Here is a 25,474-nt window from a genome sequence, read left to right as displayed (position 1 = left end):
TGCCGGATGGCGGCGTGAACGCCTTATCCGGCCTACGGTGCAAGTTCTTTGTAGGCCGGATAAGCGCAGCGCCACCCGGCAAAGTGCTGCCTGATTGCCGGATGGCAGCGTAAACGCCTTATCCGGCCTACGCAGAATTACTTCTTGATGCGGATAACCGGGGTTTCGCCCACGGTCACGCTACCGGACAGTTTGATCAGTTCTTTGATTTCGTCCATGTTGGAGATAACAACCGGCGTCAGGGTAGACTTGGCTTTTTCTTCCAGCAGTGCCAGATCGAATTCAATAACCGGGTCGCCCACTTTAACGCGTTGACCTTCTTCAGCGATACGCTTGAAGCCTTCGCCTTTCAGTTCAACGGTATCAATACCGAAGTGAACGAACAGCTCAATGCCGCTATCAGATTCGATAGAGAACGCATGGTTGGTTTCAAAGATTTTGCCGATGGTGCCGTCTACAGGGGCAACCATTTTGTTACCGGTTGGTTTGATAGCGATGCCATCGCCAACGATTTTTTCAGCAAAAACTACATCCGGCACGTCTTCGATGTTGACGATCTCGCCAGAGAGCGGAGCTATAATCTCAATAGTTCCGGTGTCTTTCTTATCATCAGAAACCAGAGATTTCAGTTTATCGAACAAACCCATGATCTTCTCCTAAGCAGTAAATTGGGCCGCATCTCGTGGATTAGCAGATTGTTTTTTCTTCAATGAACTTGTTAACCAGCGTCATTAACTCGTCCGTTGTCGGTTGAGCAAGAGCCTGCTCTGCTAACACCTTCGCATCTTCGAAGTTCGTGTTACGGATAATCTTCTTAATGCGCGGGATAGAAATGGCGCTCATAGAGAATTCGTCCAGACCCATCCCCAGCAACAGAAGTGTAGCACGTTCGTCGCCTGCAAGCTCACCACACATGCCGGTCCATTTGCCTTCAGCATGAGAAGCATCAATAACTTGCTTGATCAGCGTCAGAACAGATGGCGACATCGGTTGGTAAAGGTGGGAAATCATATCATTACCACGGTCAACTGCCAGGGTGTACTGCGTTAAATCATTGGTGCCGATACTAAAGAAGTCAACTTCCTTGGCTAAGTGACGTGCAATGGTTGCCGCTGCCGGTGTTTCCACCATCACGCCAATCTCAATGGTTTCGTCAAATGCTTTGCCTTCGTCACGCAGTTCCTGTTTGTAGATTTCGATCTCTTTGCGCAGTGCGCGTACTTCTTCAACAGAGATGATCATCGGGAACATGATGCGCAGTTTGCCGAAAGCAGAGGCACGCAGGATGGCGCGAATCTGGTCACGCAGGATCTCTTTACGGTCCAATGCGATACGAATAGCACGCCAGCCCAGGAATGGGTTTTCTTCTTTCGGGAAGTTCATGTACGGCAGCTCTTTATCGCCGCCAATGTCCATGGTACGCACGATGACCGCCTGCGAGCCACAGGCTTCAGCAACGGCTTTATACGCCGCAAACTGTTCTTCTTCAGTTGGCAGCGAGTCACGGTCCATGAACAGGAATTCGGTACGATACAGACCCACGCCTTCAGCGCCATTACGCTCAGCGCCTTCAACGTCACGCACGGTACCGATGTTGGCGCAAACCTCAACCTGATGACCGTCCAGCGTGATGGCTGGCAGATCTTTCAGCTTAGCGAGTTCCGCTTTCTCGGTAGCAACCTGCTCCTGAACGGCACGCAGTTGATCAATAACGTCGTTGGTTGGATTGACGTAAACCAGATTGTTTACAGCATCCAGAATCAGATAGTCGTCGTTTTTCACCTGAGAGGTGACGCTACCGGTACCGACGATGGCAGGCAGTTCCAGAGAACGCGCCATGATTGAGGTATGGGAAGTACGTCCACCCGCGTCAGTGATGAAACCCAGCACCTTATTCAGGTTCAGCTGTGCGGTTTCTGACGGTGTCAGATCGGCGGCAACCAGGATAACTTCGTCCTGAATAGCGCTCAGGTCAATAATTGCCAGACCCAGGATGTTACGCAGCAGGCGTTTACCGATGTCACGTACGTCAGCCGCACGTTCTTTCAGGTATTCATCATCCAGCTCTTCCAGAGCGGTGGCCTGACCTTCGATAATTTCATGTGCAGCTGCGTCAGCTGTCATGTGCTTATCTTTAATCAGGGCTATGATTTCCTGCTCCAGCTCCTCATCTTCGAGCAGCATGATATGCCCTTCAAAGATGGCTTCTTTTTCTTCACCGAACGTTTCACCAGCTTTGGTTTTGATCGCTTCCAGTTGCGCAGATGCCTTGGCACGACCGCTCAGAAAACGTTCAACTTCCTGATCAACCTTGTCGGCAGAAATTTTTTTCCGGTCAATGACGATTTCGTCTTCTTTCAGCAGCAGTGCTTTGCCGAAAGCGATACCCGGGGATGCTAAAATGCCTGAAATCATAACCCTACCTTACTTGTGACTGATATTGAAAAGAACTCGTTGAACTTACTCGAGTTCAGCCATCAGTTTAACCAGATGCTCAACTGCTTTCTGCTCGTCTTCGCCTTCTGCGGAAAGGGTAACAACGGTGCCCTGAGTCAGGCCCAGAGTCTGCAGTTTAAACAGGCTTTTGGCGCTAGCGCTTTTGCCGTTGGAAGTCACAGTAATTTCAGACGTAAAGCCTTTTGCTTCTTTAACGAACTGAGCAGCAGGGCGAGTATGCAGACCGTTCGGAGCGGTAATGGTAACTTCTTGCTGGAACATTATATTTCCCCAACTTATAGGTTTAGTGTTGTGGAACTAAAGTCTAGCCTGGCGGCTCAACTTTAGCCTGTATTGTTAGCGTCGACCTAAACAGGTCGCGACACAAAAGGAGTTCGGTGCAATCCGTTGCGGGCAACTTCTTGCCACTGACGTTTCTTTCGTCATTAAACATTATGCCGCGAAAGGAAGAATTGAACCAAATCATTAAATCGATTCAGCTCGCGCTTTTCCTGTAACGATTAATTTCGCGCATCAAAATAATTAGTTTGGTTAAATACCAGTTCCGGCGGGTTGAATCAATGCCAGGTGGGGCGAAACTTTGAAGCAGGCCACAAAAAAGCACCCAAAAGGGTGCTTTTTTACGCGTTTTTAACATGCTGGCATTACTGTTGCAGTTCTTTCTCAGTAAAGAGATCGGCAAACAGTGCAGTGCTCAGATAACGCTCACCCGATGACGGTAGAATAACCACTATATTCTTATTGGTAAAGGTTTCATCTTCCTGGAGTTTAAGCGCGGCAGCAACCGCGGCTCCTGAAGAGATACCTGCCAGAATACCTTCTTCTTCCATCAAGCGACGCGCGGTAGAGATAGCCTCGTCGTTAGTGATGGCGACCACTTTATCAATCAGTTTCAGATCAAGGTTGCCCGGAATGAAACCAGCGCCAATGCCCTGAATTTTATGTGGGCCGGGCTTGAGTTCTTCACCCGCCAGCGCCTGAGCGATGACCGGAGAATCTGTCGGTTCTACGGCAACGGTGATCAAATCCGTTTTGCCTTTGGTCCCTTTGATATAACGGGAAACGCCGGTCAGCGTACCGCCGGTGCCAACGCCGGAGATAAACACATCCACCTGACCATCGGTGTCTTCCCAGATTTCCGGGCCGGTGGTTTTTTCGTGAATTTCCGGGTTAGCCGGGTTACTGAATTGCTGAAGCAGCAGGAATTTTTCCGGATTGCTGGCAACAATTTCTTCTGCTTTCTGAATCGCGCCCTTCATGCCTTTTGCGCCTTCAGTTAGCACCAGATTTGCACCCAGCGCTTTCAGCAGCTTACGACGCTCAATGCTCATCGTTTCCGGCATCGTCAGGGTCAGCTTGTAACCGCGTGCGGCAGCAACGTAGGCCAGGGCAATACCGGTGTTACCGCTGGTCGGTTCAACCAGTTCAATACCCGGCTTCAGCACACCACGTTTTTCGGCATCCCAAATCATATTGGCACCGATACGGCATTTGACGCTAAAGCTCGGGTTGCGTGATTCTACCTTCGCCAGAATGCGTCCGTTACCGATACGGTTCAGTCGAACCAGCGGCGTATGACCGATAGTCAGCGAGTTGTCTTCAAAAATCTTACTCATGGCCTGTCCTTAACTGTATGAAATTGGGATACCGCATCAGCATACCTGTTGAGAAAGTATGGGGAAGTAAGGAAATCGCATATCTATATGCTGATGAGAAATAATGCCTTGCAGTATGGAATAAGAGCGGGCATAAGACGGCCCGCATTTACACATTTTTGCATTACTTCCATAACGCGTGCTTAGCACGATAGCAATCTACCCACATCGCGGTGGCACCGCAAACGGCAACCGGCATGATAAACATGTTGAGCACCGGGATCAGGGTGAACAGGCTGGTCAGCGCGCCAAACTGCATATTGGTGACTTTGCGCGTGCGCAGGGCGGCGCGCATCTCTTTAAACGGCACCTTGTGATTATCAAACGGGTAATCGCAATACTGGATAGACAGCATCCACGCGCTGAACAGGAACCACAGTACTGGGGCGACGGTCTGCCCAATGCCGGGGATAAAATAGAGCAGCAGCAGTACGACAGCGCGCGGAAGGTACCAGGCCAGCTTTTGCCATTCACGTTTCATAATACGCGGAACATCTTTCATAATACCGAGCACGCCGGTGTCGGGTGGCGTTGCGCCGGTCAGTCGCGCTTCCAGTTGTTCAGCCAGTAAGCCGTTAAACGGTGCTGCGATCCAGTTGGCAAGCGTGGAGAAAAAATAGCCAAATACCAGCAGTACGGAGAATGTCACAATGGGCCACAGCAAATAACTGAGCCACTGTAGCCAGTCCGGAACATGACTCATTAGAGCGGGTATCCAGCTATCCAGTTGGCTAAATAACCACCAAAACGCACCCCCCATCAGCAAAATGTTCACCAGCAACGGCAGGAGAACAAAGCGACGGATCCCCGGTTGGCTGATGAGCTTCCATCCCTGAGAAAAATAATAAAAACCGCTGCGTGGTACACTTGCAGATGATGAAACCATAGTCGGGACATGCTCCTTGTGGTCTAAGTCCAGGTCAACTTCGCGTATATTACCGGGTTGTTGAGCGTTAGGCTGTTCAGAAATGTTCGAAAAAACAGCAAAAAGCACGATTTTATTCATCTTTATGCTGTGAAAGCCAAGAGTACACTTGCACTAGACGTAATCGGCAAATACTCTTAGTGAGTAAATGTTTGCCGTGGTGGCAAGGTGTTAGAACAACAGAGAATATAATGATGCAGGATTTGCGTCTGATATTAATCATTGTTGGCGCGATCGCCATAATCGCTTTACTGGTACATGGTTTCTGGACTAGCCGTAAAGAACGGTCTTCTATATTCCGCGATCGCCCACTGAAACGCATGAAGTCTAAACGTGATGACGAGGATTCTATCGACGATAACGTCGAGGAAGACGAAGGCGTGGGCGAAGTCCGCGTACATCGTGTGAATCATGCTCCCGGCAGCGGTCAGGAACATGGTGTTCCTCCTCAGTCGCCGCAACACCAGTACCAGCCGCCTTATGCGTCTGCTCAGCCGCGTCAACCCGCGCAGCAGCCCGCTGAAGCGCCGGTACCGCCGCCGCATGTTCAGCCTGTGCAGCAGCCTGTACAACCGCAGCAGCCGATGCAGCATCAGCCAGTACCACAGCAGCCGATGCAACATCAGCCTGTCGCGCCGCAGGTACAGCATGCGCCACAGCCAGCACCGCAGACCTTCCAGCCAGCCGAGCCTGTCGTCGAGCAACCGCAGCCAGAGCCGGTCGTTGAGCCAACGCCCGTTGCGGAAAAACCGCAGCCTAAAGAAACGGTCATTATTATGAACGTGGCGGCCCATCATGGCAGCGAACTCAATGGTGAAGTGCTGCTCAACAGCATTCAGCAGGCGGGCTTTAAATTTGGCGACATGAATATTTTCCATCGTCATCTGAGCCCGGATGGCAGCGGCCCGTCGCTGTTCAGTCTGGCTAATATGGTGAATCCAGGGACGTTTGACCCTGAGATGACCGGCGATTTCACTACGCCTGGCGTGACTATCTTTATGCAGGTGCCGTCCTACGGGGACGAGCTGCAAAACTTTAAGCTGATGCTGCAGTCTGCGCAGCACATCGCCGATGAAGTCGGTGGTGTGGTGCTCGACGATCAACGTCGCATGATGACGCCGCAGAAACTGCGCGAGTATCAGGACCGCATCCGCGACGTTATAGAATCTCACGCCTGATTGCCCTCTGGCGTGACATCTCCTTTCTGAACCCCCGCCTGTCGGGGGTTTTTTATCATTGATGGTGCGATATGGAATCAATCGAACAACAACTGACAGAACTGCGAACCACGCTTCGCCATCATGAGTATCTCTACCACGTGATGGACGCACCGGAGATCCCCGATGCGGAATATGATCGCCTGATGCGCGAACTGCGTGAACAGGAAGCGCAGCACCCGGAACTGATTACGCCCGACTCGCCGACGCAACGGGTCGGTGCGGCTCCGCTGGCGTCCTTCAGTCAGATACGTCATGAAGTGCCGATGTTGTCGCTGGACAATGTATTTGATGAAGAGAGTTTTCTCGCGTTCAATAAACGCGTACAGGACCGACTGAAGAGTACGGATAAGCTGACCTGGTGCTGTGAACTGAAGCTGGACGGTCTGGCGGTAAGCATTCTGTATGAAAACGGCGTGCTGGTCAGCGCGGCAACGCGCGGTGATGGCACGACCGGTGAGGACATTACCTCGAATGTGCGTACCATTCGCGCGATCCCGCTCAAGCTGCGCGGCGACAATATTCCAACGCGTCTGGAAGTACGTGGCGAAGTTTTTTTGCCGCAGGCGGGTTTTGAAAAAATCAATGAAGACGCGCGTCGTACCGGCAATAAAGTGTTTGCTAACCCACGTAACGCAGCAGCAGGTTCATTACGCCAGCTCGATCCGCGTATCACGGCGAAGCGACCGCTGACTTTCTTCTGCTATGGCGTCGGCGTGCTGGAAGGGGGGGAACTGCCGGATACCCATTTGGGCCGTTTGCTGCAATTCAAAGCGTGGGGACTTCCGGTCAGCGACAGAGTCACGTTGTGCGACTCTCCGGAGGAAGTACTTGCTTACTATCATCAGGTTGAAGCAGACCGACCAACGCTCGGCTTCGACATTGACGGCGTGGTGATTAAGGTCAACTCGCTGGCGCTGCAGGAGCAACTGGGCTTTGTGGCCCGCGCACCACGTTGGGCGGTGGCGTTTAAGTTCCCGGCGCAGGAACAGATGACCTTTGTTCGCGACGTCGAGTTTCAGGTCGGACGTACCGGGGCGATTACGCCCGTTGCACGTCTCGAGCCAGTACAGGTGGCGGGGGTGCTGGTCAGTAACGCTACGCTGCACAACGCCGATGAAATCGATCGTCTGGGTTTGCGCATTGGTGACAAGGTGGTGATTCGCCGCGCGGGTGATGTGATCCCGCAGGTGGTGAACGTGGTACTTGCCGAGCGCCCCGAAGAGACGCGTGAAATCGTCTTCCCAACCCATTGCCCGGTGTGTGGTTCTGACGTTGAGCGTGTGGAAGGTGAAGTCGTTACCCGCTGCACCGGTGGTCTCATTTGCGGTGCACAGCGAAAAGAATCCCTCAAGCATTTTGTTTCGCGTCGGGCGCTGGATGTGGACGGCATGGGCGATAAGATTATCGATCAGCTGGTCGAGAAAGAGTATGTCCATACGCCAGCCGATCTGTTCCAGTTAACGGCCGGTAAGTTGACGGGGCTGGATCGCATGGGGCCGAAGTCGGCACAAAACGTGGTCAATGCGCTGGAAAAAGCCAAACAAACCACGTTTGCCCGCTTTCTCTATGCGCTGGGTATCCGCGAGGTGGGCGAAGCCACGGCCGCAGGTCTGGCAAGCTATTTCGGTACGCTGGATGCGCTGGAAGCGGCGTCCATTGAGGAGCTGCAAAAAGTCCCTGACGTCGGCATTGTGGTGGCCACTCACGTGTTTAACTTCTTTGCCGAAGAGAGCAACCGTGAGGTCATTGGGCAACTGCTGGCACAGGGCATTCACTGGCCTGCGCCGGTGGTCATCAACGCCGAAGAGATCGACAGCCCGTTTGCCGGGAAAACGGTGGTACTGACGGGTAGCCTGAGCCAGATGTCGCGCGATGACGCCAAAGCCCGGTTGACCGAACTGGGGGCGAAAGTGGCGGGCAGCGTGTCGAAGAAAACCGATCTGGTGATTGCCGGTGAAGCCGCAGGCTCCAAGCTTGCCAAAGCACAGGAGCTGGGTATCGCTGTGATTGATGAAGCGGAGATGATCCGCTTACTGGGCGCCTGAGATGGAAAAAGAGCAACTGATTGACATCGCTAATACCGTCATGCCCTTTGGCAAATACAAAGGGCGTCGGTTGATTGATGTGCCGGAAGAGTATCTGCTGTGGTTTGCCCGTAAGGATGAATTTCCACCGGGTAAACTGGGCGAGCTGATGCAAATTACGTTGCTGATTAAAACTGAGGGGCTGACGCAGCTGGTGCAGCCCCTGAAACGTCCGCTTTAAGCCTTTGCGGCGCGGCCTTCCTGCTGCGCCTGCAAGGCGTCAGTTTGTCGCTTATAGCGACGAGCCAGCACCGCGCAGACCATCAGCTGGATTTGATGGAATATCATCAACGGCAGCACCATCATGCCGATCACCGACGTCGGGAACAGAATGTTTGCCATGGGGATCCCGTTCGCCAGGCTCTTTTTCGACCCGCAGAATACAATGGTGATTTCATCGGCCTTATTGAAACCGCATTTACGTGCCACAAAGACATTTATCCCGATCACAATAGCCAGCAGTACGACGCTGACTACCACGATAAACAACAGTGAACCTACCCCGACTTTGTGCCAGATCCCATTCACCACGGCTTCGCTGAAGGCAGAATAAACCACCAGCAGAATCGAAGACTGGTCCGTTTTAGCGATCCATTTTTTATGTTGTGACACCCAGTTACCAATCCACGGGCGTGAAAGATGCCCCAGCACGAACGGCAGCAGCAGCTGCAGCATGATTTTACCTACCTGCTCAAGGCTGCCTTCTGCGCCATGCATATTCATTACCAGACCGACCAACAGAGGGGAGAGAAAAATACCCAGCAGGCTGGAGGCGGAGGCGGAGCACACGGCGGCGGCCACGTTACCACCGGCCAGCGAGGTGAAGGCGATAGCCGACTGCACTGTGGCAGGCAAAATGCACAGATACAGGAAACCCGTGTACAGCATCGGATCGACGTTTACCGGTGCCCACCAGGCAAACAGCACGCCCAGCACCGGGAAGACGACAAAGGTGCTGCACATCACCCACAGATGCAACCGCCAGTGGCTACCGCCGGCAATAATGGCTTCTCGTGAGAGTTTGGCCCCGTGCATAAAAAACAACAGGGCAATCGCTGCGGTGGTTAACCCTTCAAAGAAAGGGACAAATCCGCCCTCAGCGGGGAAAAAAGAGGCCAGTAACACGACGGTAATCAGCGTGAGGGTGAACGGATCGAGGATACGAAAAAGTTTCATAAAAGCTCCTGGAATTCGGTCGTTCTAGTTTGCGTTTTTCCGTTTGAGAAATAAAATTGATTTATTGCATCCATATATGAATGAAATCGATGAATTACTCTCTGCGTCAACTGCGTGTCTTTGTCACCGTCGCTCAGGCTAAAAGCTTTAGTCGGGCGGGGGATATCATCGGCTTAAGCCAGTCGGCGGTGAGCCACAGCGTAAAAGAGCTGGAAGGGCAGACGGGCGTGCGCCTGTTGGACAGGACCACGAGAGAAGTGGTCCTGACCGACGCCGGACAACAGCTGGCAGCACGCCTTGAGCGCATCCTCGATGAGCTGCACAGCACGCTGCGCGAAGCCGGGCAGGTCGGCACGCAGCTCACCGGTACGGTTCGTGTAGCGGCCAGCCAGACCATCTCCGCCCATCTTATCCCCCAGTGTATTGCCCAAAGCAATGTGCTTTATCCGGCGATCGATTTTGTCCTGCACGACAGGCCGCAGCAGTGGGTGCTGGAAAGCATTCGTCAGGGGGAAGTGGATTTCGGCATCGTTATCGATCCCGGCGCGGTAACGGACCTGCAGTGCGAAGCGGTGCTGTCGGAACCCTTCCTGCTGCTGTGTCGCGAAGATCATCATTTAGCCGATCGGGAGTGGGTTAACTGGCAGGATCTCCAGCACGAACGCCTGGTGTTGCAGGATTATGCCTCCGGGAGTCGACCGCTGATTGATGCGGCGCTGACCCATTTCTCCATTGATGCCAACATTGTGCAGGAGATAGGCCACCCGGCAACGCTCTTTCCGATGGTCGAAGCGGGAATTGGTATCAGCATACTGCCCGCGTTGGCGCTCCCTCTGCCGCAGGGCAGCCATTTGCAGGTTAAACGCCTGACGCCGGTAGTTGAACGGCAGCTGATGCTGGCGAGACGTAAAAATCGCTCTTTATCGACCGCCGCTCAGGCATTGTGGGACGTAGTGCGTACGCAGGCCAGTGAATTAACCGCCGGTCGTGCGCGCGATCCGCTGTATCAGCTTTGATGACATGGCGAGTGTTGGTTATGCCGATAAGTTTGCTTACCGCATCGCTGAACCGATCCTTTGCTTTGATGCTTTTACCTGGAGCCGGACTACTTCGTTATATTTATAACTGCCCTTCAGATATTCTTTCTCAATTGCTCAGCTTACGGATTTTTAAGTGTATTTTAAATTATTGTTTTTTTCTTGACCTTCCACTTGCTGGAAGGTTGATACTCATTACACGCAAGTACGGATAGCCATATTCAATACAATGATGTATAGCGTTTATTAATGTAACTTATGCAGTAACTAATTATAGGTAGGATTAACGCACCCGCTATGGGTAATATTATTACGCGTTAACAAACCTACATTAGTTATCAGCTCAAACTAATCCGATAATTGTTTTTAACCCATGGGGTATTGGCGGCGATGATAAGCAAAAATAAAATTTTAATTGCAATGCAAATTAGTATGCTGGCATGGTCAGGTTATACGTTGGCTGCAGACAGAGTGTATGTGGCAAATGAAGGTGCGGACTCAGTTAATGTACTCGATGCTGCATCTTTAAAAACTGTCGATAAAGTGCATGTCGGTAAAATGCCACATAATGTTCAGGTGTCGCCAGATAATAAAACCGTATGGGTAACCAACCTTGGCGCTAATGGGACACATTCATCCGGCTCTGAACATATGGATATGAGTAAAGAAGCCCATTCTGAGAAAATGGAAATGGGCAAAGATACTCATGCTGGTAAAAAGGAGCATGGAGAGGTTTGGGTGATTAATTCTGAGAATGACACTGTTATTTCAAAGCTTCCCGTTGGCGCGCACCCTGCCCATGTCGTCGTGACACCTGACGGGAAAATAGCGTACATCTCTAACAGCGCAGATAACACCATCAGCGTGATTGATGCCGGGCACTTGAAAAATTTAACGACAATTAACGTCGGCAAATTTCCTCATGGTCTCAGAGTGAGTCCTGATGGCAAAGAGGTGTATATTGCGAATATGAAAGGAGGCTCGGTATCGGTTGTTGATACGGCCACGAATAAAGAAGTTGCACAGATTGCTTTAGGTAAAATGCCTGCCCAGGTAGGATTCTCATCGGATGGTAAACTGGTTTTCGTTTCGCTTTCCGGTGAAGATGCTGTGGCGGTCATTGATACTGCTACACGTAAGGTTGTGAAGAAAATTAATGTCGGTACCGTACCAATCCAGCTCTTTGGTACCCCGGATGGTAAAACTATGCTGGTAACCAATCAGGGATCGAAGAGCAAACCGGGTAACACGATAAACGTGATTGATATCGCAAGCCTTACAGTCGCTAAAACGATCACCACCGGAGATGGAGCCCATGGCGTGGTTGTTGATAAAAATGGGAAATACGCTTACGTAACTAACTCATTTGCTAACTCTGTCTCGATGATTGACATTAATGAGCGCAAAGTAGTGAGTACGTTTCCGGTAGATAACAACCCTAATGGTATTAGCTGGGGTTCTGTCGAAGTGACGCCTAAATAACTGTACTAGTATTTATCAATACCCGTCATTCGCTGGTGGGTATTTTTAGGTATATCAGATAAGTAAAGGAAAGGAAAGAGAGATGAGAAAGCCGAAACGGACAAAAACGCTGCCCAGTAAGTTCGATTTTGACGCGACTGTAAACAGACTTGTCAGTTTACTGAATACCAAAAATATCCGCATTTTTGCGCAAATTGATCAACAGCAAGCGGCAATGGAGGTTGGTCTTACTCTGCGACCGACGATGTTATTTCTTTTTGGTAACCCTAAGGGGGGGACTCCCGCAATGCAAGCAAACCCTCATGCGGCAATAGAGTTACCCTTACGCGTGGTTATCTGGCTGGATGACAATGGAATTACCCTGATAGATTACCAGGATGCGAGCAGTGTCCTCACCTCTGATTATGGTATTGCGCAAAGTGTCGTTGCTCCGGTTAGCACCCTGGCAACTCTTCTTAATGAAGTGGCGGGTAGTTAATTAAAGATAACACTAAGTGCCTCGTGGCTATTTAGTGTTATTTTCCTGTGTTTATTATACGAGTGCTTAACTCCCAATAATAAATCAATTAAACCAAATGTGTGCTGTTCATTACTCTTCAATATTTGTTGGTTCGTCTATTTTATAAATGGATGATTTTTTGTTTGCAATATTATGTGAAGGGTATATGTTGGCGCTCAAATATTAATATATAAGTTTATGAGGATTACCATGAAAAAAACATTAGTCACATCATTAGTTGCTTCTTTATGTTTTCTCAGCCTGTCTGCTTTTGCGGCCACAGAAATCTCACAGAAAGAAGCTGAAAGCTTAAAACATGTTAAATCAATCACGGTAACAGAAAATACGGTGAATGAATGTGTGCACAAGATTTCGAAACTGGCAGATAAAGAAGGGGCGGATTTCTTTGTCATTAAGAACTTTTCTTCTATCGGGAATGGTTCCCAGGCTGTAGTAACCAGCGATCTTTATAGAAAATAAATAGCCATAACCCCGCCTTAATTTTCAATCAGAGAAAGCAGGCCGTTATACCTGCTTTCGCTGAGTCATTATCAACCCATGTTTGTTCATGGTGAATCAGACGTATCCTTGTCCCTGCTGCCCTGACAGATTCCTGATGTTCTGCTACTCCCTGCCACTTCTGGCAGAAAAATAATGTGAATTCAAACCAGTTTAGCGCACCTCATCAATACCGATTTACTATCGATCGGAGGGATAAACTGTATTGGTAATCGATTGCGTAGTCTCGTTATAACATTGGGATACGCTACGTTATTGTCGATTACTCAGTTTTAAGGACATCTCATGAGCCACACTCTTTTCTCGCAGAATCCCTGGTATAGCGCTGATATCATTCGTGGTTATAAACCTGACTTCACTCCACGCGTGGCGTTTATTCTCGGCTCCGGGCTGGGCGCACTGGCCGAGCAAATCGAGGATGCGGTGGCTATCTCTTACGAGAAGCTGCCGGGCTTCCCGGTCAGCACCGTACACGGCCACGCCGGTGAACTGGTACTGGGGAATCTGGCGGGTGTTCCTGTGGCCTGCATGAAAGGGCGTGGGCACTTCTACGAAGGTCGCGGCATGACGGTGATGACCGATGCCATCCGCACCCTTAAACTGCTGGGCTGCGAACTGCTGTTTTGCACCAACGCGGCGGGCTCTTTACGTCCTGAAGTTGGTCCGGGCAACCTGGTGGCGCTCAGCGATCACATCAATACTATGCCGGGCACGCCAATGGTCGGGCTTAATGATGAGCGTTTTGGTGAGCGCTTCTTCTCGCTGGCGAACGCTTATGACGCGGATTACCGCGTAATCCTGCAAACCGTGGCAAAAGAAGAAGGATTCCCGTTGAGCGAAGGCGTATTCGTCTCCTATCCGGGACCGAACTTTGAGACGGCGGCAGAAATTCGCATGATGCAGATCATTGGCGGTGATGTGGTTGGTATGTCGGTGGTCCCTGAGGTCATCGCTGCACGTCACTGTGAATTGAAGGTGGTTGCGGTTTCTGCCATCACCAACCTGGCAGAAGGGCTGGGGGATGTGAAATTATCCCATGCCCAGACGCTGGCGGCGGCGGAACTCTCCCGACAGAACTTTATCAATTTGATCTGCGGCTTCTTGCGCAAACTGGCCTGAATAAAAACGATAACTGACCCCGCTTGCGGGGTCTTACTTTTTTGGCAAGGAACGGAAAAATGGGTATCGCCTCTCGCTTAAAGCTCATGTCGTTTTTGCAATATTTCATCTGGGGAAGCTGGCTGGTGACCTTGGGTTCTTACATGATCAACACCCTGCATTTTACCGGTGCCAACGTGGGTATGGTTTACAGTTCGAAAGGGCTGGCGGCGATTATTATGCCCGGCATCATGGGGATCATCGCGGATAAATGGTTACGCGCCGAACGCGCCTACATGCTGTGTCACCTGGTTTGCGCGGGTGTGCTGCTGTACGCCACTACTGTCACCGATCCGGATACGATGTTCTGGGTGATGTTAATTAATGCCATGGCCTATATGCCGACGATTGCGTTGTCGAACAGCGTCTCCTACTCCTGCCTTGCGCAATCCGGCCAGGATCCGGTCACGGCCTTCCCGCCGATTCGCGTGTTTGGCACGATTGGCTTTATTGTCGCTATGTGGACGGTGAGTCTGATGGGCCTGGAGCTGAGCAGCGCCCAGCTGTATATCGCCTCCGGTGCCTCGTTGCTGCTGGCGATGTACGCGTTTACCCTGCCGAAAATCCCGGTTGCTGAGAAGAAAGTGGCAACGACGCTTGCCGGTAAGCTGGGACTGGATGCGTTTGTGCTGTTTAAAAATCCGCGTATGGCGATTTTCTTTCTCTTTGCCATGATGCTGGGGGCGGTACTGCAAATCACCAACGTCTTTGGTAATCCGTTCCTGCATGATTTTGCCCGTAACCCTGAATTTGCTGGCAGCTTTGTCGTGAAATACCCCTCTATTTTGCTGTCGGTGTCGCAGATGGCGGAAGTGGGCTTCATTCTCACCATTCCGTTCTTCCTCAAACGCTTCGGGATTAAAACGGTGATGCTGATGAGCATGCTGGCGTGGACGCTGCGCTTTGGCTTCTTTGCGTTTGGCGATCCGTCACCGTTTGGCTTTGTGCTGTTACTGATGTCGATGATCGTTTACGGTTGCGCGTTTGATTTCTTCAACATATCCGGATCGGTGTTCGTCGAGCAGGAAGTCAGCTCCAACATTCGCGCCAGCGCACAGGGGCTGTTTATGACCATGGTGAACGGCGTCGGGGCGTGGGTAGGTTCAATCCTGAGCGGCATGGCGGTGGACTATTTCTCCGTCGATGGCGTGAAAGACTGGCAGACCATCTGGCTGGTGTTTGCGGCTTATGCGCTGGTGTTGGCCGTCATTTTTGCGCTGTTCTTCAAGTATAAGCATGAGCCGGAAAGGTCCGTGCAGAAATCGCTGGCGCATTAATCCTGACCTGTGGCGGGCTAATGCAGCCCGCCGTTTTAAGTTCTGTGATGCAATGTGGTAACTTTGCGCATTATCCTTCTCCGCTGGAGCGCATTACCCATGGAACGCACGCACCGTATCGATCTGAAGTTACTGCGTTATTTTCTGGCTGTCGCAGAAGAACTGCATTTTGGACGCGCGGCTGCTCGCCTGAATATGTCACAACCCCCGCTAAGTATTCATATCAAAGAGCTGGAACAGCAGCTCGGCACACTGTTGTTTATCCGGCATTCCCGTAGCGTGACGTTAACCCACGCCGGGAAAATCCTGATGGAAGAGTCACGCCGACTGTTATCCAGCGCTAACCAGGCGCTGGCACGCGTGGAGCAGATTGGTCGCGGTGAGGCAGGGCGAGTCGAACTGGGCGTAATAGGCACGGCGATGTGGGGAAAAATGCGCCCGGTGATGCGGCGATTTTTGAAAGAGAACCCGAACGTTGAGGTTCTGTTTCGCGAAAACATGCCGGCAATGCAGATGACGCTGCTGGAGCGGCGTGAGCTGGATGCGGGGATTTGGCGGATGGCAACAGCACCCTCGCCCGGATTTACCAGCCTGCGCTTGCATGAGTCTTCATTTCTGGTGGCGATGCCGGAAGAACATCCGCTGAGCGCTCGTGACGCCGTGCCGCTGGAAGCGCTGCGTAATGAATATTTTGTCACGATGCCTTCCATTCATACTGACTGGGCATTTTTGCAGCGTGTGTGCCAGAGCGCCGGATTTTCACCAATGATTATTCGTGAGGTGAGGGAGCCACAAACGGTGCTGGCGATGATCAGTATGGGGATTGGTATTACGTTAATTGCAGATAGTTATGCGCAGATGAACTGGCCTGGCGTGGTATTCCGCCCGCTGGAAGAACGCATTCCTGCTGATTTATATATTGTGTATGACCAACAGCAGGCAACACCTGCGCTGGAGAAACTGGTTGGGGCATTGACGATGTGATGTGTGCCGGATGGCGACTGACGTCTTATCCGGCCTACAACGACGTAGACTGTTGGCCTGATAAGCGCAGCGTATCAGGCAGAGAATGGCTGAATTGTTAAATTCTACGCATAGCAAAAAGGCGCCTTTAGGGCGCCTTTTTACATTGGTGGGGCGTGCAGGATTCGAACCTGCGACCAATTGATTAAAAGTCAACTGCTCTACCAACTGAGCTAACGCCCCGAAGTGGTGGGTGATGACGGGATCGAACCGCCGACCCCCTCCTTGTAAGGGAGGTGCTCTCCCAGCTGAGCTAATCACCCACTTCGGTACTTCATATTTTGACAGAAAATCCAGCTGGCGAGAAAGTGGTGGGTGATGACGGGATCGAACCGCCGACCCCCTCCTTGTAAGGGAGGTGCTCTCCCAGCTGAGCTAATCACCCACTTCTCAATTTTCTGTTCTACACGGCGGAGACTACATAAAGTAGTTGGTGGGTGATGACGGGTTCGAACCGCCGACCCCCTCCTTGTAAGGGAGGTGCTCTCCCAGCTGAGCTAATCACCCCCGCTGTGTGGAGTCGCATTATAGGGAGAGTTGAAAATGAGTCAACGCATTTTCTAAAGAAATTGTTCGTTCGTCGTAAATTTAAACAAAACGATCGAGAAATAGTCCATGCGGCATGATTTGTATACGAAAATGGCAAAGCGTGATGTTCCAACCTGAACAACATTGAGGAATCAGACCACGGTGATAGAATACGGGCCTGATAATCTTCCCAGGATTTGCCGGTTGTCGGCATCTTTATAAACGTAAGGCCATTTCATGAAAATCAAAACTCGCTTCGCGCCTAGCCCGACAGGTTATCTGCACGTCGGCGGTGCGCGTACTGCTCTTTATTCCTGGCTTTTTGCACGTAACCATAGCGGTGAGTTTGTGCTGCGTATTGAAGACACCGATCTCGAACGCTCCACGCCGGAAGCTATCGAAGCCATTATGGATGGCATGAACTGGCTGAATCTGGAGTGGGATGAAGGTCCGTACTTCCAGACTAAACGTTTTGATCGCTACAACGCCGTTATTGATGAGATGCTGGAAGCAGGCACCGCGTATAAATGCTACTGCTCCAAAGAGCGTCTGGAACAGCTGCGTGAAGATCAGATGGCGAAAGGTGAGAAGCCGCGTTATGACGGTCGCTGCCGCCACGGCCACGAACATCACGCCGATGATGAACCTTGCGTGGTGCGTTTTGCCAACCCGCAGGACGGTTCCGTTATTTTTGACGACCAGATCCGTGGGCCGATCGAATTCAGCAACCAGGAACTCGACGATCTGATTATCCGCCGTACCGACGGTTCTCCAACCTATAACTTCTGTGTGGTTGTTGATGACTGGGATATGGAAATTACCCACGTTATCCGTGGTGAAGACCATATCAACAACACCCCGCGTCAGATCAACATCCTGAAGGCGCTGAACGCGCCGGTGCCGGTTTACGCCCACGTGTCGATGATCAACGGCGACGACGGTAAAAAACTGTCCAAACGTCACGGTGCGGTCAGCGTAATGCAGTATCGTGACGACGGTTACCTGCCGGAAGCGCTGCTGAACTATCTGGTGCGTCTGGGCTGGTCCAGCGGCGATCAGGAAATCTTCACCCGCGAAGAGATGATCAAGCTGTTCTCTCTTGGTGCGGTAAGCAAATCGGCGAGCGCATTTAATACCGAAAAACTGCAGTGGCTGAACCATCACTACATTAACACTCTGGCGCCTGAATATGTGGCAACGCATCTGCAGTGGCACATTGAGCAGGAAAATATCGATACCCGCGTGGGTCCGCAATTGTCCGAGCTGGTTAAACTGCTGGGTGAGCGCTGCAAAACGCTGAAAGAGATGGCGCAGAGCTGCCGCTATTTCTATGAAGATTTTGCAGAGTTCGATGCCGACGCTGCGAAGAAACACCTGCGTCCGGTTGCGCGTCAGCCGCTGGAAGTGGTGCGTGATAAAATCGCCGCCATCACCGAATGGACCGCTGAAAACGTGCACCACGCCATTCAGTCTACCGCTGATGAGCTGGAAGTGGGTATGGGCAAAGTCGGTATGCCGCTGCGTGTTGCGGTTACCGGTGCAGGCCAGTCTCCAGGATTAGACGTAACGGTGCATGCGATTGGTAAATCCCGCAGCATTGAACGTATTAATAAAGCGCTGGCGTTTATTGCTGAGCGTGAAAATCAGCAGTAAGACAGTCTGAGAGACAACAAAACGGCAGGCGCAGATCCTGCCGTTTTTTTTGGCATTTATTCGGATTCATCAATGCCCAGACGGGTGAGAAAACTACGGATACCTTCGCGCGAAAGAAACAGCGCCAGTTTTTCTTGTTCCGCTGGTGACATGTTATCCAGTGCGCTGATTATCTGACGGCAGGCGTGACTGCGGATAACGTGCGAGTATTCTGCAACCGATTCTTCTGCCTGATAAAATTCTGGGATTTTGCGAAAAGCTGGGATATTGAGAATAAATTCCCGCACGCCGGCATCAATATGAATAAGCCTTGCGCGACCGCCCTTCACACCGGGAAACTTTTCGGTTTTCCAGTTTTGTTCTCTGATCCAACGATTGACCGTTTGTTTCGCGACTCCGAGACATTCAGCCAGCTCTTCGGTGGTCATTTTGCTGCGTAATTTTTTCATATTATTTGCTGTCGCGGATCCCTAAGCGTTGTAACAAACCGGTAATGCCTTCACGCAGGATCAATGACGTAAACATTTTCTGTTCTGCTGGCGTCATTTCTTTCGCGAGGGTGATCAGCAGTGTTTCAATAGAAGAGTCGCCAGCTAAAGATAAGTTGTCGGATAAACCTTCAGCTGAACGCTCTGCACTGCGAATGTATTCGCGAACTTGTTCGTTGACGTGAACCAGACGAGCTTTTCCGCCCTGAACGCCCGGTTTTGGTGACGTAGCCCAGCCTTCCTTGCGCACCCATTTATTAATGGTCTGCCGGCTGTAACCGGTCAGATTAGCAAGTTCTTCTGGCGTCATCCGTTCCTTGAACATAACGATTCCCTGAGTAGTCGTGGGGTTAATTAGTGGTTCAGTTTATAGCACCATTTTACTAGAAACCGTGACGCGTTTAACTACTGAATGCGAGTTGTTGCGCAATGTTCTTCATTTGCCTGCTTTTTCAGCGATTGAATTCAGTGAGTTAATTTTGCCGTTGACACGCGCGAAGGGAATTCATATTATGCCGCCCGTCAACTCGACAAGCTTTACGTGACGGGGCTATAGCTCAGCTGGGAGAGCGCTTGCATGGCATGCAAGAGGTCAGCGGTTCGATCCCGCTTAGCTCCACCAAATTTAATCCCACTAAATTTGGTACGTAAAGGCATCGTGGGGCTATAGCTCAGCTGGGAGAGCGCCTGCATGGCATGCAGGAGGTCAGCGGTTCGATCCCGCTTAGCTCCACCAAAATTAAGACCCTCGCTGAAAAGCGGGGGTTTTTTGTTTCTACTTCCTGCACGATCCTCTGCTTACTCTGTCAGATCACCAAATGACGGACATAAAAAAACCGGGGAGAATCTCCCCGGCCGAGTCACTACGATTGCGATGCTACTGTCTTACAGCACCAGTGCTGCGATGGATGCGGACAGTACGCTCACCAGCGTAGAGCCGTATACCAGCTTCAGACCAAAGCGGGATACCACGTTGCCTTGCTCTTCGTTCAGACCTTTGATTGCGCCTGCAATGATACCGATGGAAGAGAAGTTAGCGAAGGAGACCAGGAACACAGACAGAATACCTTCCGCGCGTGGAGAGAGCGTAGACGCGATTTTCTGCAGGTCCATCATGGCCACGAATTCGTTGGAAACCAGTTTAGTCGCCATGATACTGCCCACCTGCAGCGCTTCGCTGGACGGCACACCCATCACCCATGCAACCGGGTAGAAGATGTAGCCCAGGATGCCCTGGAAGGAGATGCTGTAGCCAAACCAGCCGGTGACGGTGGCAAACAAGGCGTTCAGCGCGGCAATCAGCGCGATGAAACCGATCAGCATTGCTGCCACGATAATCGCTACCTTGAAGCCTGCCAGAATGTACTCCCCCAGCATTTCGAAGAAGCTCTGTCCTTCATGCAGGTTAGACATCTGGATATTTTCTTCGCTGGCATCAACGGTGTACGGGTTGATAAGCGACAGTACGATAAAGGTGCTGAACATGTTCAGAACCAGCGCTGCAACAACGTATTTTGGCTCCAGCATGGTCATGTACGCGCCGACGATGGACATGGAAACGGTGGACATCGCCGTTGCTGCCATGGTGTACATGCGGTTGCGTGACATCTTGCCGAGAATATCTTTATAGGCAATAAAGTTTTCAGACTGACCCAGGATCAGTGAGCTGACGGCGTTGAAGGATTCCAGTTTACCCATACCGTTGACTTTGGATAACAAAAATCCAATTGCGCGGATGATAACAGGCAGAACGCGGATATGCTGCAGAATACCGATCAGGGCGGAAATGAAGACGATTGGGCACAGTACTTTCAAGAAGAAGAATGCCAGGCCTTTATCGTTCATGCTGCCGAAGACAAAGTTTGTCCCTTCATTAGCAAAACCGAGCAGTTTTTCAAACATCTCGGAGAAGCCTTTCACGAAGCCCAGCCCGACATCAGAGTTCAGGAAGAACCACGCCAGTAACACTTCGATAACAAGTAATTGAATAACATAACGAATACGAATTTGTTTACGGTCACTGCTTACCAGCAGTGCGAGTACCGCAACCACGGCAAGGGCCAGGACAAAATGAAGAACGCGGTCCATATTTGCTCCAAACATGAGGCAGGTTTAATTTCCGTGCACATTCTATGCAACAACCATAAAGAAAACGAGATCAAACACACACTATAATAAGGACCTGTGACGAGATTCAAAATTAGTGATCGGTAATACACTTCTGTGATGTTTAGTATGGAAGTGAAAAGTTATGTCATTGTGCTATTCTCATAACATTAATTAAACATCTCATCGGCGTTTCCAGTTCCCTGATCTATTTATAGACCAACGCTATCAAAGAAATCATTTTTATCTATCAAAATGAATTTGATAATCATTCTCAACTGGCGTAGTTTGAAATATAGCAAAGGCTATGTTTTTTGAGGCACGAAAATGACGAACGATCGCGTTGAGACAAGCAGTGGACGGGCAGCACGCAAGCTGAAACTTGCGTTAATGGGACCTGCATTCATCGCGGCGATTGGCTATATCGATCCCGGTAACTTTGCCACCAACATCCAGGCAGGGGCTAGCTTTGGCTATAAACTGCTGTGGGTCGTCGTCTGGGCAAACCTGATGGCAATGCTGATTCAGGTATTGTCGGCCAAGCTGGGGATTGCCACCGGTAAAAACCTCGCCGAGCAAATTCGCGATCACTACCCGCGTCCGGTGGTGTGGTTTTACTGGGTGCAGGCTGAAATCATTGCCATGGCGACCGATCTTGCCGAGTTTATCGGTGCTGCGATTGGTTTTAAGCTAATCCTCGGCGTTTCGCTGTTACAGGGAGCGGTGCTGACCGGTATCGCCACATTTTTAATCCTGATGCTGCAACGTCGCGGGCAAAAACCACTAGAAAAGGTGATTGGTGGCTTACTGTTGTTTGTGGCCGCGGCATATATTGTCGAACTGATCTTCTCGCAGCCGAATCTGGCGCAGCTGAGTAAGGGCATGATCATTCCCAGTCTGCCTAACTCTGAGGCGGTCTTTCTGGCAGCTGGCGTACTCGGCGCGACCATTATGCCGCACGTCATTTATTTGCACTCCTCTTTAACCCAGCATCTGCACGGCGGGACACGGCAACAGCGCTACGCGGCAACTAAGTGGGATGTGGCTATCGCCATGACCATTGCCGGGTTTGTCAATCTGGCAATGATGGCTACTGCTGCCGCAGCCTTTCACTTCAGCGGCCATACCGGCATTACCGATCTCGATCAGGCTTATCTGACGCTGGAGCCGTTGTTGAGCCATGCGGCGGCGACGGTATTTGGTCTCAGCCTGGTGGCGGCGGGGCTTTCTTCAACGGTTGTCGGCACGCTGGCGGGGCAGGTGGTGATGCAGGGGTTTATCCGTTTTCACATCCCGCTGTGGGTTCGTCGTACGGTCACTATGATGCCGTCATTTATCGTCATTCTGATGGGGCTGGATCCCACCCGTATTCTGGTCATGAGCCAGGTGTTGCTGAGCTTTGGTATCGCGCTGGCGTTGGTACCGTTGCTGATATTTACCAGTAACGGTACGTTAATGGGGGATTTGGTTAACACCGTCTGGGTTAAATATGTTGGCTGGATGATTGTGGTACTGGTGGTGGCGCTAAATCTCTGGCTGTTGGTAGGGACCGCGCTTGGTCTATAGCAGACTTATGGTTACCCGATAGTGCCGGGTAACCATGTCGCTTATTTTTTATTTAGGTGGCTACGGTAGGTATCAAGTACTACTGCAACAATAATAACTGCACCTGTTATGAAGCGTTTTGTGGGCTCGCTTGCGCCAACTTGCGCCAGCCCTGCTGCCAGAACGGAAATAATTAACGCGCCAAGAAAAGTACAAATAATTGAACCTCGTCCTCCCATCAAGCTTGTGCCGCCAATCACGACAGCAGCAATAACCTGTAGCTCCATGCCAACGCCGCTATTCGGGTCTGCGGCCTCAAGACGTGCCACCTGAAACAGTGAAGCCAGACCGGATAATCCCCCCATAAGTGCAAATACAGCAATCTTATAAGGACCTGGATTTATGCCTGATAATCGTACGGCCTCTTCATTTGTACCAATGCCAATCAAATGGCGGCCAAATACAGTTCTGGTTAATACTAAATGCCCGACAATAATGACTACGATCGCAATGATAAAAGAAGGGGAGACACCGAAGAAAATCGGGTCGGCCAGATAGTCATAAATAGAACCGATATAAGCTGTCCGCGAATCAGTCAACTGGTATGCTGCGCCACGCGCCATTTCCAGCACCCCAAGAGAGACGATAAATGCCGGAATACGCCAGGCCACAGTAATCAAGCCTGTTAGCGCACCAACCAATGTTGCGAGTGCTATACCAGAAAGAGCTGCTAGCCACGGCGTCCAATGGAAATTTAAATAGGTAACGCTTACCACTGCAGCGGCAAGAGCCAGTAGCGACCCCACGGAAAGATCGATACCGGCAATAATTAATATAAATGTCATCCCCACCGACATAACGATTAAGTCAGGGATTTGATTCGCAATAGTACTAAAAGTGTTCATACTCAGGAAATGCGTACTGAGGCATGAAAAGAGTACGATCATCGCTAATAATGCCCCGAGTAACCCGATGTAGCTACTTAGTCCTGTCCATGACGACTGGGCGTTTCTTTTCTCTGCTGCCGCTTGTTTTGTCGCTAAGTTGTTCTTCATTTTTTATCCCCGGCTATTCGCTGGAAGTCTTTTCTGCATGCTGATATGCAGAAAATGCTGCTGCTAAAATTCGATCCTGGCTCCAGTCTTCCCGCGAAAATGTGTTCACTAATTTTCCATCGGAAATTACCGCAATACGATCGCAAACGAGCATGAGTTCGCGAAGGTCACTGGAAACGACAACAACGCCTTTTCCCTTTTCCGTTAACATATTCAATAATTGGTAGATATCTTGTTTTGCACCGACATCAATACCACGAGTGGGCTCATCAAATAAGACAACCTCGCAATCTCGTTCCAGCCAACGGCTAATTAGCACTTTTTGCTGATTGCCACCTGATAAACTTTCCACGGCCTGCAAAGTGTTGGCTGTACGGACACCTAAACTTTTAATGTGTTTGTTCGCTAACGTCGTTTCGCTCAAAGTATTAACGACCGACAGATGGCTTATTTTGTCGCTGTTGCCCAGTGAAATATTAGCTGCAACTGATTGGGGTAATAAAAGGCCTTCACCTTTACGGTCTTCTGTGACTAATGCAATACCGTGTCGAATGGCATCTGCAGGAGAGTGAATTACTATAGGTTTTAATGGGTCGCCAGTCTGTAGCGTGCCACTATCAATTTTATCCGCGCCAAAAATAGCACGCAGAAGTTCGGTTCGACCAGAGCCAACCAGACCGCTAATACCTAATACTTCACCACTGTACAACGTAAATGAGGTATCCCGGATAATTTTCCCCCGCTTGAAATTTTCTACTTTCAGAATGGGTCGTCCAGCCTGGCGGCTACTTAAATCAAATGAACTTTCCAAATCGCGTCCGACCATCAGGGAAACAATTTGATCGCTGGTAAAGTGCTTGATCTCGTCTACGCAAACCAAATGGCCATCTCGCAGTACCGCAATGTCATCCGCAATTATTGCTAGCTCATCCAGTCGGTGAGAGATGTAAATTATTGAAACGCCACGGGCTTTGAATAGTGCTATCTGTTTAAACAATAATTCAACCTCGCGACTACTGAGCATGGCTGTCGGTTCATCCAGAATAAGTACTCGGCTTTCGCCTATTAAGTTTCTGGCGATTTCAATCATTTGCTGATGGCCGATACCTAATTCACCCACCAGAGTATTCGGGTCGATTGATTGCAGTCCAACCATTGCCATGACGGGACGAGCCATTTCCTCTAACTTTTTACGATCAATCCAGCCAAATCGGTGAGGGAGCTGTTCGAGAAACAGATTCTCTGCCACCGATAGCGTAGGGAGTAAATTGAGTTCCTGCATTACCATGCGAACACCCAATTTTTCAGCCTCTTTCCTGCTGGCTGGTGCGTAAGGTTGACCCTGATAAATCATCTGTCCGGCGGTTGCGCTAGTCAGTCCCCCAATGATTTTTGATAAGGTACTTTTTCCGGCTCCGTTTTCCCCCGTCAGCGCTAATACTTTTCCTGGATATAACGCTAGTGTCACATCCACCAGGACAGGTTCATTATAGGTTTTACCTATTCCCTGTATTACGAGGATCTCTTGCCCACTTTTCATATTCTGACCCTATCCGGTAAGCTGCTGTGATACCCGTGTCGTTGCAA

At 50.6% G+C, this 25,474-nt stretch carries 23 protein-coding genes, 6 tRNA genes and 1 pseudogene; 14 read left to right on the top strand and 16 right to left on the bottom strand.

Annotated elements, in window-relative coordinates:
• Position 1: 1 nt before the first annotated feature.
• The 6 genes and pseudogenes from QNN86_RS03170 to cysZ form a co-directional block, all read right to left on the bottom strand.
• Positions 2-82, bottom strand: a pseudogene (locus QNN86_RS03170) (hypothetical protein); the annotation flags it as partial.
• 55 nt (positions 83-137) lie between these two features.
• On the bottom strand, positions 138-647 hold the full coding sequence (crr, locus tag QNN86_RS03165; RefSeq protein WP_049841435.1) for a PTS glucose transporter subunit IIA: 510 nt from the start codon (positions 645-647) through the stop codon (positions 138-140).
• Between the two features lie 40 nt (positions 648-687).
• Positions 688-2,415, bottom strand: coding sequence for a phosphoenolpyruvate-protein phosphotransferase PtsI (gene ptsI, locus QNN86_RS03160; RefSeq protein ID WP_414210614.1), 1,728 nt, complete (start codon positions 2,413-2,415; stop codon positions 688-690).
• 45 nt (positions 2,416-2,460) lie between these two features.
• The gene (ptsH, locus tag QNN86_RS03155; protein WP_002913505.1) at positions 2,461-2,718 is read right to left on the bottom strand and encodes a phosphocarrier protein Hpr; all 258 of its coding nucleotides are present in this window, start codon (positions 2,716-2,718) and stop codon (positions 2,461-2,463) included.
• Between the two features lie 383 nt (positions 2,719-3,101).
• Positions 3,102-4,073 (bottom strand): cysteine synthase A, encoded by a 972-nt coding sequence (cysK, locus tag QNN86_RS03150; protein ID WP_135911646.1) that lies wholly within the window; start codon positions 4,071-4,073, stop codon positions 3,102-3,104.
• A gap of 163 nt (positions 4,074-4,236) precedes the next feature.
• Positions 4,237-4,998, bottom strand: a complete 762-nt coding sequence (gene cysZ, locus QNN86_RS03145) for a sulfate transporter CysZ (RefSeq protein WP_414210613.1) — start codon at positions 4,996-4,998, stop codon at positions 4,237-4,239.
• Between the two features lie 230 nt (positions 4,999-5,228).
• Here cysZ and zipA point away from each other — a divergent pair, with 230 nt between their 5' ends.
• From zipA to QNN86_RS03130, 3 genes are all read left to right on the top strand, one after another.
• The gene (gene zipA / locus QNN86_RS03140; RefSeq protein ID WP_414210612.1) at positions 5,229-6,215 is read left to right on the top strand and encodes a cell division protein ZipA; all 987 of its coding nucleotides are present in this window, start codon (positions 5,229-5,231) and stop codon (positions 6,213-6,215) included.
• Positions 6,216-6,286: 71 nt separating this feature from the next.
• Complete coding sequence (gene ligA, locus QNN86_RS03135; protein ID WP_414210611.1) at positions 6,287-8,302, top strand: NAD-dependent DNA ligase LigA; 2,016 nt, start codon at positions 6,287-6,289, stop codon at positions 8,300-8,302.
• A 1-nt stretch (position 8,303) separates the two neighbouring features.
• Positions 8,304-8,522 (top strand): DUF3820 family protein, encoded by a 219-nt coding sequence (locus QNN86_RS03130; RefSeq protein ID WP_045445890.1) that lies wholly within the window; start codon positions 8,304-8,306, stop codon positions 8,520-8,522.
• Here the strand turns inward: QNN86_RS03130 and QNN86_RS03125 are convergent.
• Complete coding sequence (locus QNN86_RS03125) at positions 8,519-9,517, bottom strand: bile acid:sodium symporter family protein (RefSeq protein WP_137361919.1); 999 nt, start codon at positions 9,515-9,517, stop codon at positions 8,519-8,521. The genes QNN86_RS03130 and QNN86_RS03125 overlap by 4 nt on opposite strands.
• Before the next feature lie 89 nt (positions 9,518-9,606).
• On the opposite strand from QNN86_RS03125, the gene QNN86_RS03120 reads away from it, so the two are divergent.
• The 7 genes from QNN86_RS03120 to QNN86_RS03090 all read left to right on the top strand — a co-directional run bounded on the left by QNN86_RS03120 (position 9,607) and on the right by QNN86_RS03090 (position 16,473).
• Entirely contained in the window at positions 9,607-10,533 is a 927-nt protein-coding gene (locus QNN86_RS03120) for a LysR family transcriptional regulator (RefSeq protein WP_181617536.1), read from the top strand.
• Positions 10,534-10,944: 411 nt separating this feature from the next.
• Positions 10,945-12,036: a beta-propeller fold lactonase family protein gene (locus QNN86_RS03115; protein WP_181617535.1), complete on the top strand. Its 1,092-nt coding sequence runs from the start codon at positions 10,945-10,947 to the stop codon at positions 12,034-12,036.
• Positions 12,037-12,118: 82 nt separating this feature from the next.
• Positions 12,119-12,514: a DUF302 domain-containing protein gene (locus QNN86_RS03110; protein WP_181617534.1), complete on the top strand. Its 396-nt coding sequence runs from the start codon at positions 12,119-12,121 to the stop codon at positions 12,512-12,514.
• 231 nt (positions 12,515-12,745) lie between these two features.
• On the top strand, positions 12,746-13,015 hold the full coding sequence (locus QNN86_RS03105; protein WP_181617533.1) for a YdgH/BhsA/McbA-like domain containing protein: 270 nt from the start codon (positions 12,746-12,748) through the stop codon (positions 13,013-13,015).
• 324 nt (positions 13,016-13,339) lie between these two features.
• On the top strand, positions 13,340-14,173 hold the full coding sequence (gene xapA / locus QNN86_RS03100; RefSeq protein WP_181617532.1) for a xanthosine phosphorylase: 834 nt from the start codon (positions 13,340-13,342) through the stop codon (positions 14,171-14,173).
• Positions 14,174-14,232: 59 nt separating this feature from the next.
• On the top strand, positions 14,233-15,489 hold the full coding sequence (locus tag QNN86_RS03095; RefSeq protein WP_181617531.1) for a nucleoside permease: 1,257 nt from the start codon (positions 14,233-14,235) through the stop codon (positions 15,487-15,489).
• A gap of 99 nt (positions 15,490-15,588) precedes the next feature.
• The gene (locus tag QNN86_RS03090) at positions 15,589-16,473 is read left to right on the top strand and encodes a LysR family transcriptional regulator (protein ID WP_096756263.1); all 885 of its coding nucleotides are present in this window, start codon (positions 15,589-15,591) and stop codon (positions 16,471-16,473) included.
• A gap of 146 nt (positions 16,474-16,619) precedes the next feature.
• Here QNN86_RS03090 and QNN86_RS03085 read toward each other — a convergent pair.
• The 4 genes from QNN86_RS03085 to QNN86_RS03070 all read right to left on the bottom strand — a co-directional run bounded on the left by QNN86_RS03085 (position 16,620) and on the right by QNN86_RS03070 (position 17,019).
• Positions 16,620-16,695: transfer RNA gene (locus QNN86_RS03085), tRNA-Lys, on the bottom strand.
• 4 nt (positions 16,696-16,699) lie between these two features.
• A tRNA-Val gene (locus QNN86_RS03080) sits at positions 16,700-16,775 on the bottom strand.
• A 46-nt stretch (positions 16,776-16,821) separates the two neighbouring features.
• A tRNA-Val gene (locus QNN86_RS03075) sits at positions 16,822-16,897 on the bottom strand.
• A 46-nt stretch (positions 16,898-16,943) separates the two neighbouring features.
• Positions 16,944-17,019: transfer RNA gene (locus QNN86_RS03070), tRNA-Val, on the bottom strand.
• Positions 17,020-17,277: 258 nt separating this feature from the next.
• Between QNN86_RS03070 and gltX the strand changes: the two genes are divergently transcribed.
• A complete protein-coding gene (gene gltX, locus QNN86_RS03065) occupies positions 17,278-18,693 on the top strand; it encodes a glutamate--tRNA ligase (RefSeq protein WP_181617529.1) in 1,416 nt (471 codons plus the stop codon).
• Positions 18,694-18,749: 56 nt separating this feature from the next.
• On the opposite strand, the gene QNN86_RS03060 is transcribed toward gltX, so the two are convergent.
• Positions 18,750-19,142, bottom strand: a complete 393-nt coding sequence (locus tag QNN86_RS03060) for a MerR family transcriptional regulator (RefSeq protein WP_279277862.1) — start codon at positions 19,140-19,142, stop codon at positions 18,750-18,752.
• 1 nt (position 19,143) lies between these two features.
• Positions 19,144-19,506 carry a YfeC-like transcriptional regulator gene (locus QNN86_RS03055; protein WP_096756266.1) on the bottom strand — a complete coding sequence of 121 codons (363 nt, stop codon included), beginning with the start codon at positions 19,504-19,506 and terminating at the stop codon, positions 19,144-19,146.
• A 221-nt stretch (positions 19,507-19,727) separates the two neighbouring features.
• On the opposite strand from QNN86_RS03055, the gene QNN86_RS03050 reads away from it, so the two are divergent.
• Both QNN86_RS03050 and QNN86_RS03045 read left to right on the top strand, forming a co-directional pair.
• Positions 19,728-19,803: transfer RNA gene (locus tag QNN86_RS03050), tRNA-Ala, on the top strand.
• A 38-nt stretch (positions 19,804-19,841) separates the two neighbouring features.
• Positions 19,842-19,917: transfer RNA gene (locus QNN86_RS03045), tRNA-Ala, on the top strand.
• A 149-nt stretch (positions 19,918-20,066) separates the two neighbouring features.
• Here the strand turns inward: QNN86_RS03045 and nupC are convergent.
• A complete protein-coding gene (gene nupC / locus QNN86_RS03040) occupies positions 20,067-21,269 on the bottom strand; it encodes a nucleoside permease NupC (RefSeq protein WP_181617527.1) in 1,203 nt (400 codons plus the stop codon).
• A gap of 345 nt (positions 21,270-21,614) precedes the next feature.
• Between nupC and QNN86_RS03035 the strand changes: the two genes are divergently transcribed.
• A complete protein-coding gene (locus QNN86_RS03035) occupies positions 21,615-22,853 on the top strand; it encodes an Nramp family divalent metal transporter (RefSeq protein ID WP_117343677.1) in 1,239 nt (412 codons plus the stop codon).
• A 41-nt stretch (positions 22,854-22,894) separates the two neighbouring features.
• On the opposite strand, the gene QNN86_RS03030 is transcribed toward QNN86_RS03035, so the two are convergent.
• Positions 22,895-23,887: an ABC transporter permease gene (locus tag QNN86_RS03030; protein WP_181617526.1), complete on the bottom strand. Its 993-nt coding sequence runs from the start codon at positions 23,885-23,887 to the stop codon at positions 22,895-22,897.
• A gap of 13 nt (positions 23,888-23,900) precedes the next feature.
• Positions 23,901-25,427, bottom strand: a complete 1,527-nt coding sequence (locus tag QNN86_RS03025; protein ID WP_096756270.1) for a sugar ABC transporter ATP-binding protein — start codon at positions 25,425-25,427, stop codon at positions 23,901-23,903.
• Positions 25,428-25,474 lie beyond the last annotated feature (47 nt).

Source organism: Citrobacter sp. C348 (assembly GCF_047467975.1).
Taxonomy (GTDB): domain Bacteria; phylum Pseudomonadota; class Gammaproteobacteria; order Enterobacterales; family Enterobacteriaceae; genus Citrobacter; species Citrobacter gillenii.
This window is presented reverse-complemented; position numbering and strand designations above follow the sequence as displayed.

Excerpts from the sequence above, each read along its gene's own strand:
- QNN86_RS03060 (WP_279277862.1), bottom strand. The coding sequence starts at position 19,142 with ATGAAAAAATTACGCAGCAAAATGACCACCGAAGAGCTGGCTGAATGT.
- nupC (WP_181617527.1), bottom strand. The coding sequence starts at position 21,269 with ATGGACCGCGTTCTTCATTTTGTCCTGGCCCTTGCCGTGGTTGCGGTA.
- cysK (WP_135911646.1), bottom strand. The coding sequence starts at position 4,073 with ATGAGTAAGATTTTTGAAGACAACTCGCTGACTATCGGTCATACGCCG.
- QNN86_RS03115 (WP_181617535.1), top strand. The coding sequence starts at position 10,945 with ATGATAAGCAAAAATAAAATTTTAATTGCAATGCAAATTAGTATGCTG.
- QNN86_RS03030 (WP_181617526.1), bottom strand. The coding sequence starts at position 23,887 with ATGAAGAACAACTTAGCGACAAAACAAGCGGCAGCAGAGAAAAGAAAC.
- QNN86_RS03025 (WP_096756270.1), bottom strand. The coding sequence starts at position 25,427 with ATGAAAAGTGGGCAAGAGATCCTCGTAATACAGGGAATAGGTAAAACC.
- crr (WP_049841435.1), bottom strand. The coding sequence starts at position 647 with ATGGGTTTGTTCGATAAACTGAAATCTCTGGTTTCTGATGATAAGAAA.
- QNN86_RS03090 (WP_096756263.1), top strand. The coding sequence starts at position 15,589 with ATGGAACGCACGCACCGTATCGATCTGAAGTTACTGCGTTATTTTCTG.
- QNN86_RS03035 (WP_117343677.1), top strand. The coding sequence starts at position 21,615 with ATGACGAACGATCGCGTTGAGACAAGCAGTGGACGGGCAGCACGCAAG.
- QNN86_RS03125 (WP_137361919.1), bottom strand. The coding sequence starts at position 9,517 with ATGAAACTTTTTCGTATCCTCGATCCGTTCACCCTCACGCTGATTACC.
- ptsH (WP_002913505.1), bottom strand. The coding sequence starts at position 2,718 with ATGTTCCAGCAAGAAGTTACCATTACCGCTCCGAACGGTCTGCATACT.
- ptsI (WP_414210614.1), bottom strand. The coding sequence starts at position 2,415 with ATGATTTCAGGCATTTTAGCATCCCCGGGTATCGCTTTCGGCAAAGCA.
- QNN86_RS03105 (WP_181617533.1), top strand. The coding sequence starts at position 12,746 with ATGAAAAAAACATTAGTCACATCATTAGTTGCTTCTTTATGTTTTCTC.
- gltX (WP_181617529.1), top strand. The coding sequence starts at position 17,278 with ATGAAAATCAAAACTCGCTTCGCGCCTAGCCCGACAGGTTATCTGCAC.
- QNN86_RS03110 (WP_181617534.1), top strand. The coding sequence starts at position 12,119 with ATGAGAAAGCCGAAACGGACAAAAACGCTGCCCAGTAAGTTCGATTTT.
- ligA (WP_414210611.1), top strand. The coding sequence starts at position 6,287 with ATGGAATCAATCGAACAACAACTGACAGAACTGCGAACCACGCTTCGC.
- xapA (WP_181617532.1), top strand. The coding sequence starts at position 13,340 with ATGAGCCACACTCTTTTCTCGCAGAATCCCTGGTATAGCGCTGATATC.
- QNN86_RS03055 (WP_096756266.1), bottom strand. The coding sequence starts at position 19,506 with ATGTTCAAGGAACGGATGACGCCAGAAGAACTTGCTAATCTGACCGGT.
- zipA (WP_414210612.1), top strand. The coding sequence starts at position 5,229 with ATGATGCAGGATTTGCGTCTGATATTAATCATTGTTGGCGCGATCGCC.
- QNN86_RS03120 (WP_181617536.1), top strand. The coding sequence starts at position 9,607 with ATGAATTACTCTCTGCGTCAACTGCGTGTCTTTGTCACCGTCGCTCAG.
- cysZ (WP_414210613.1), bottom strand. The coding sequence starts at position 4,998 with ATGGTTTCATCATCTGCAAGTGTACCACGCAGCGGTTTTTATTATTTT.
- QNN86_RS03130 (WP_045445890.1), top strand. The coding sequence starts at position 8,304 with ATGGAAAAAGAGCAACTGATTGACATCGCTAATACCGTCATGCCCTTT.
- QNN86_RS03095 (WP_181617531.1), top strand. The coding sequence starts at position 14,233 with ATGGGTATCGCCTCTCGCTTAAAGCTCATGTCGTTTTTGCAATATTTC.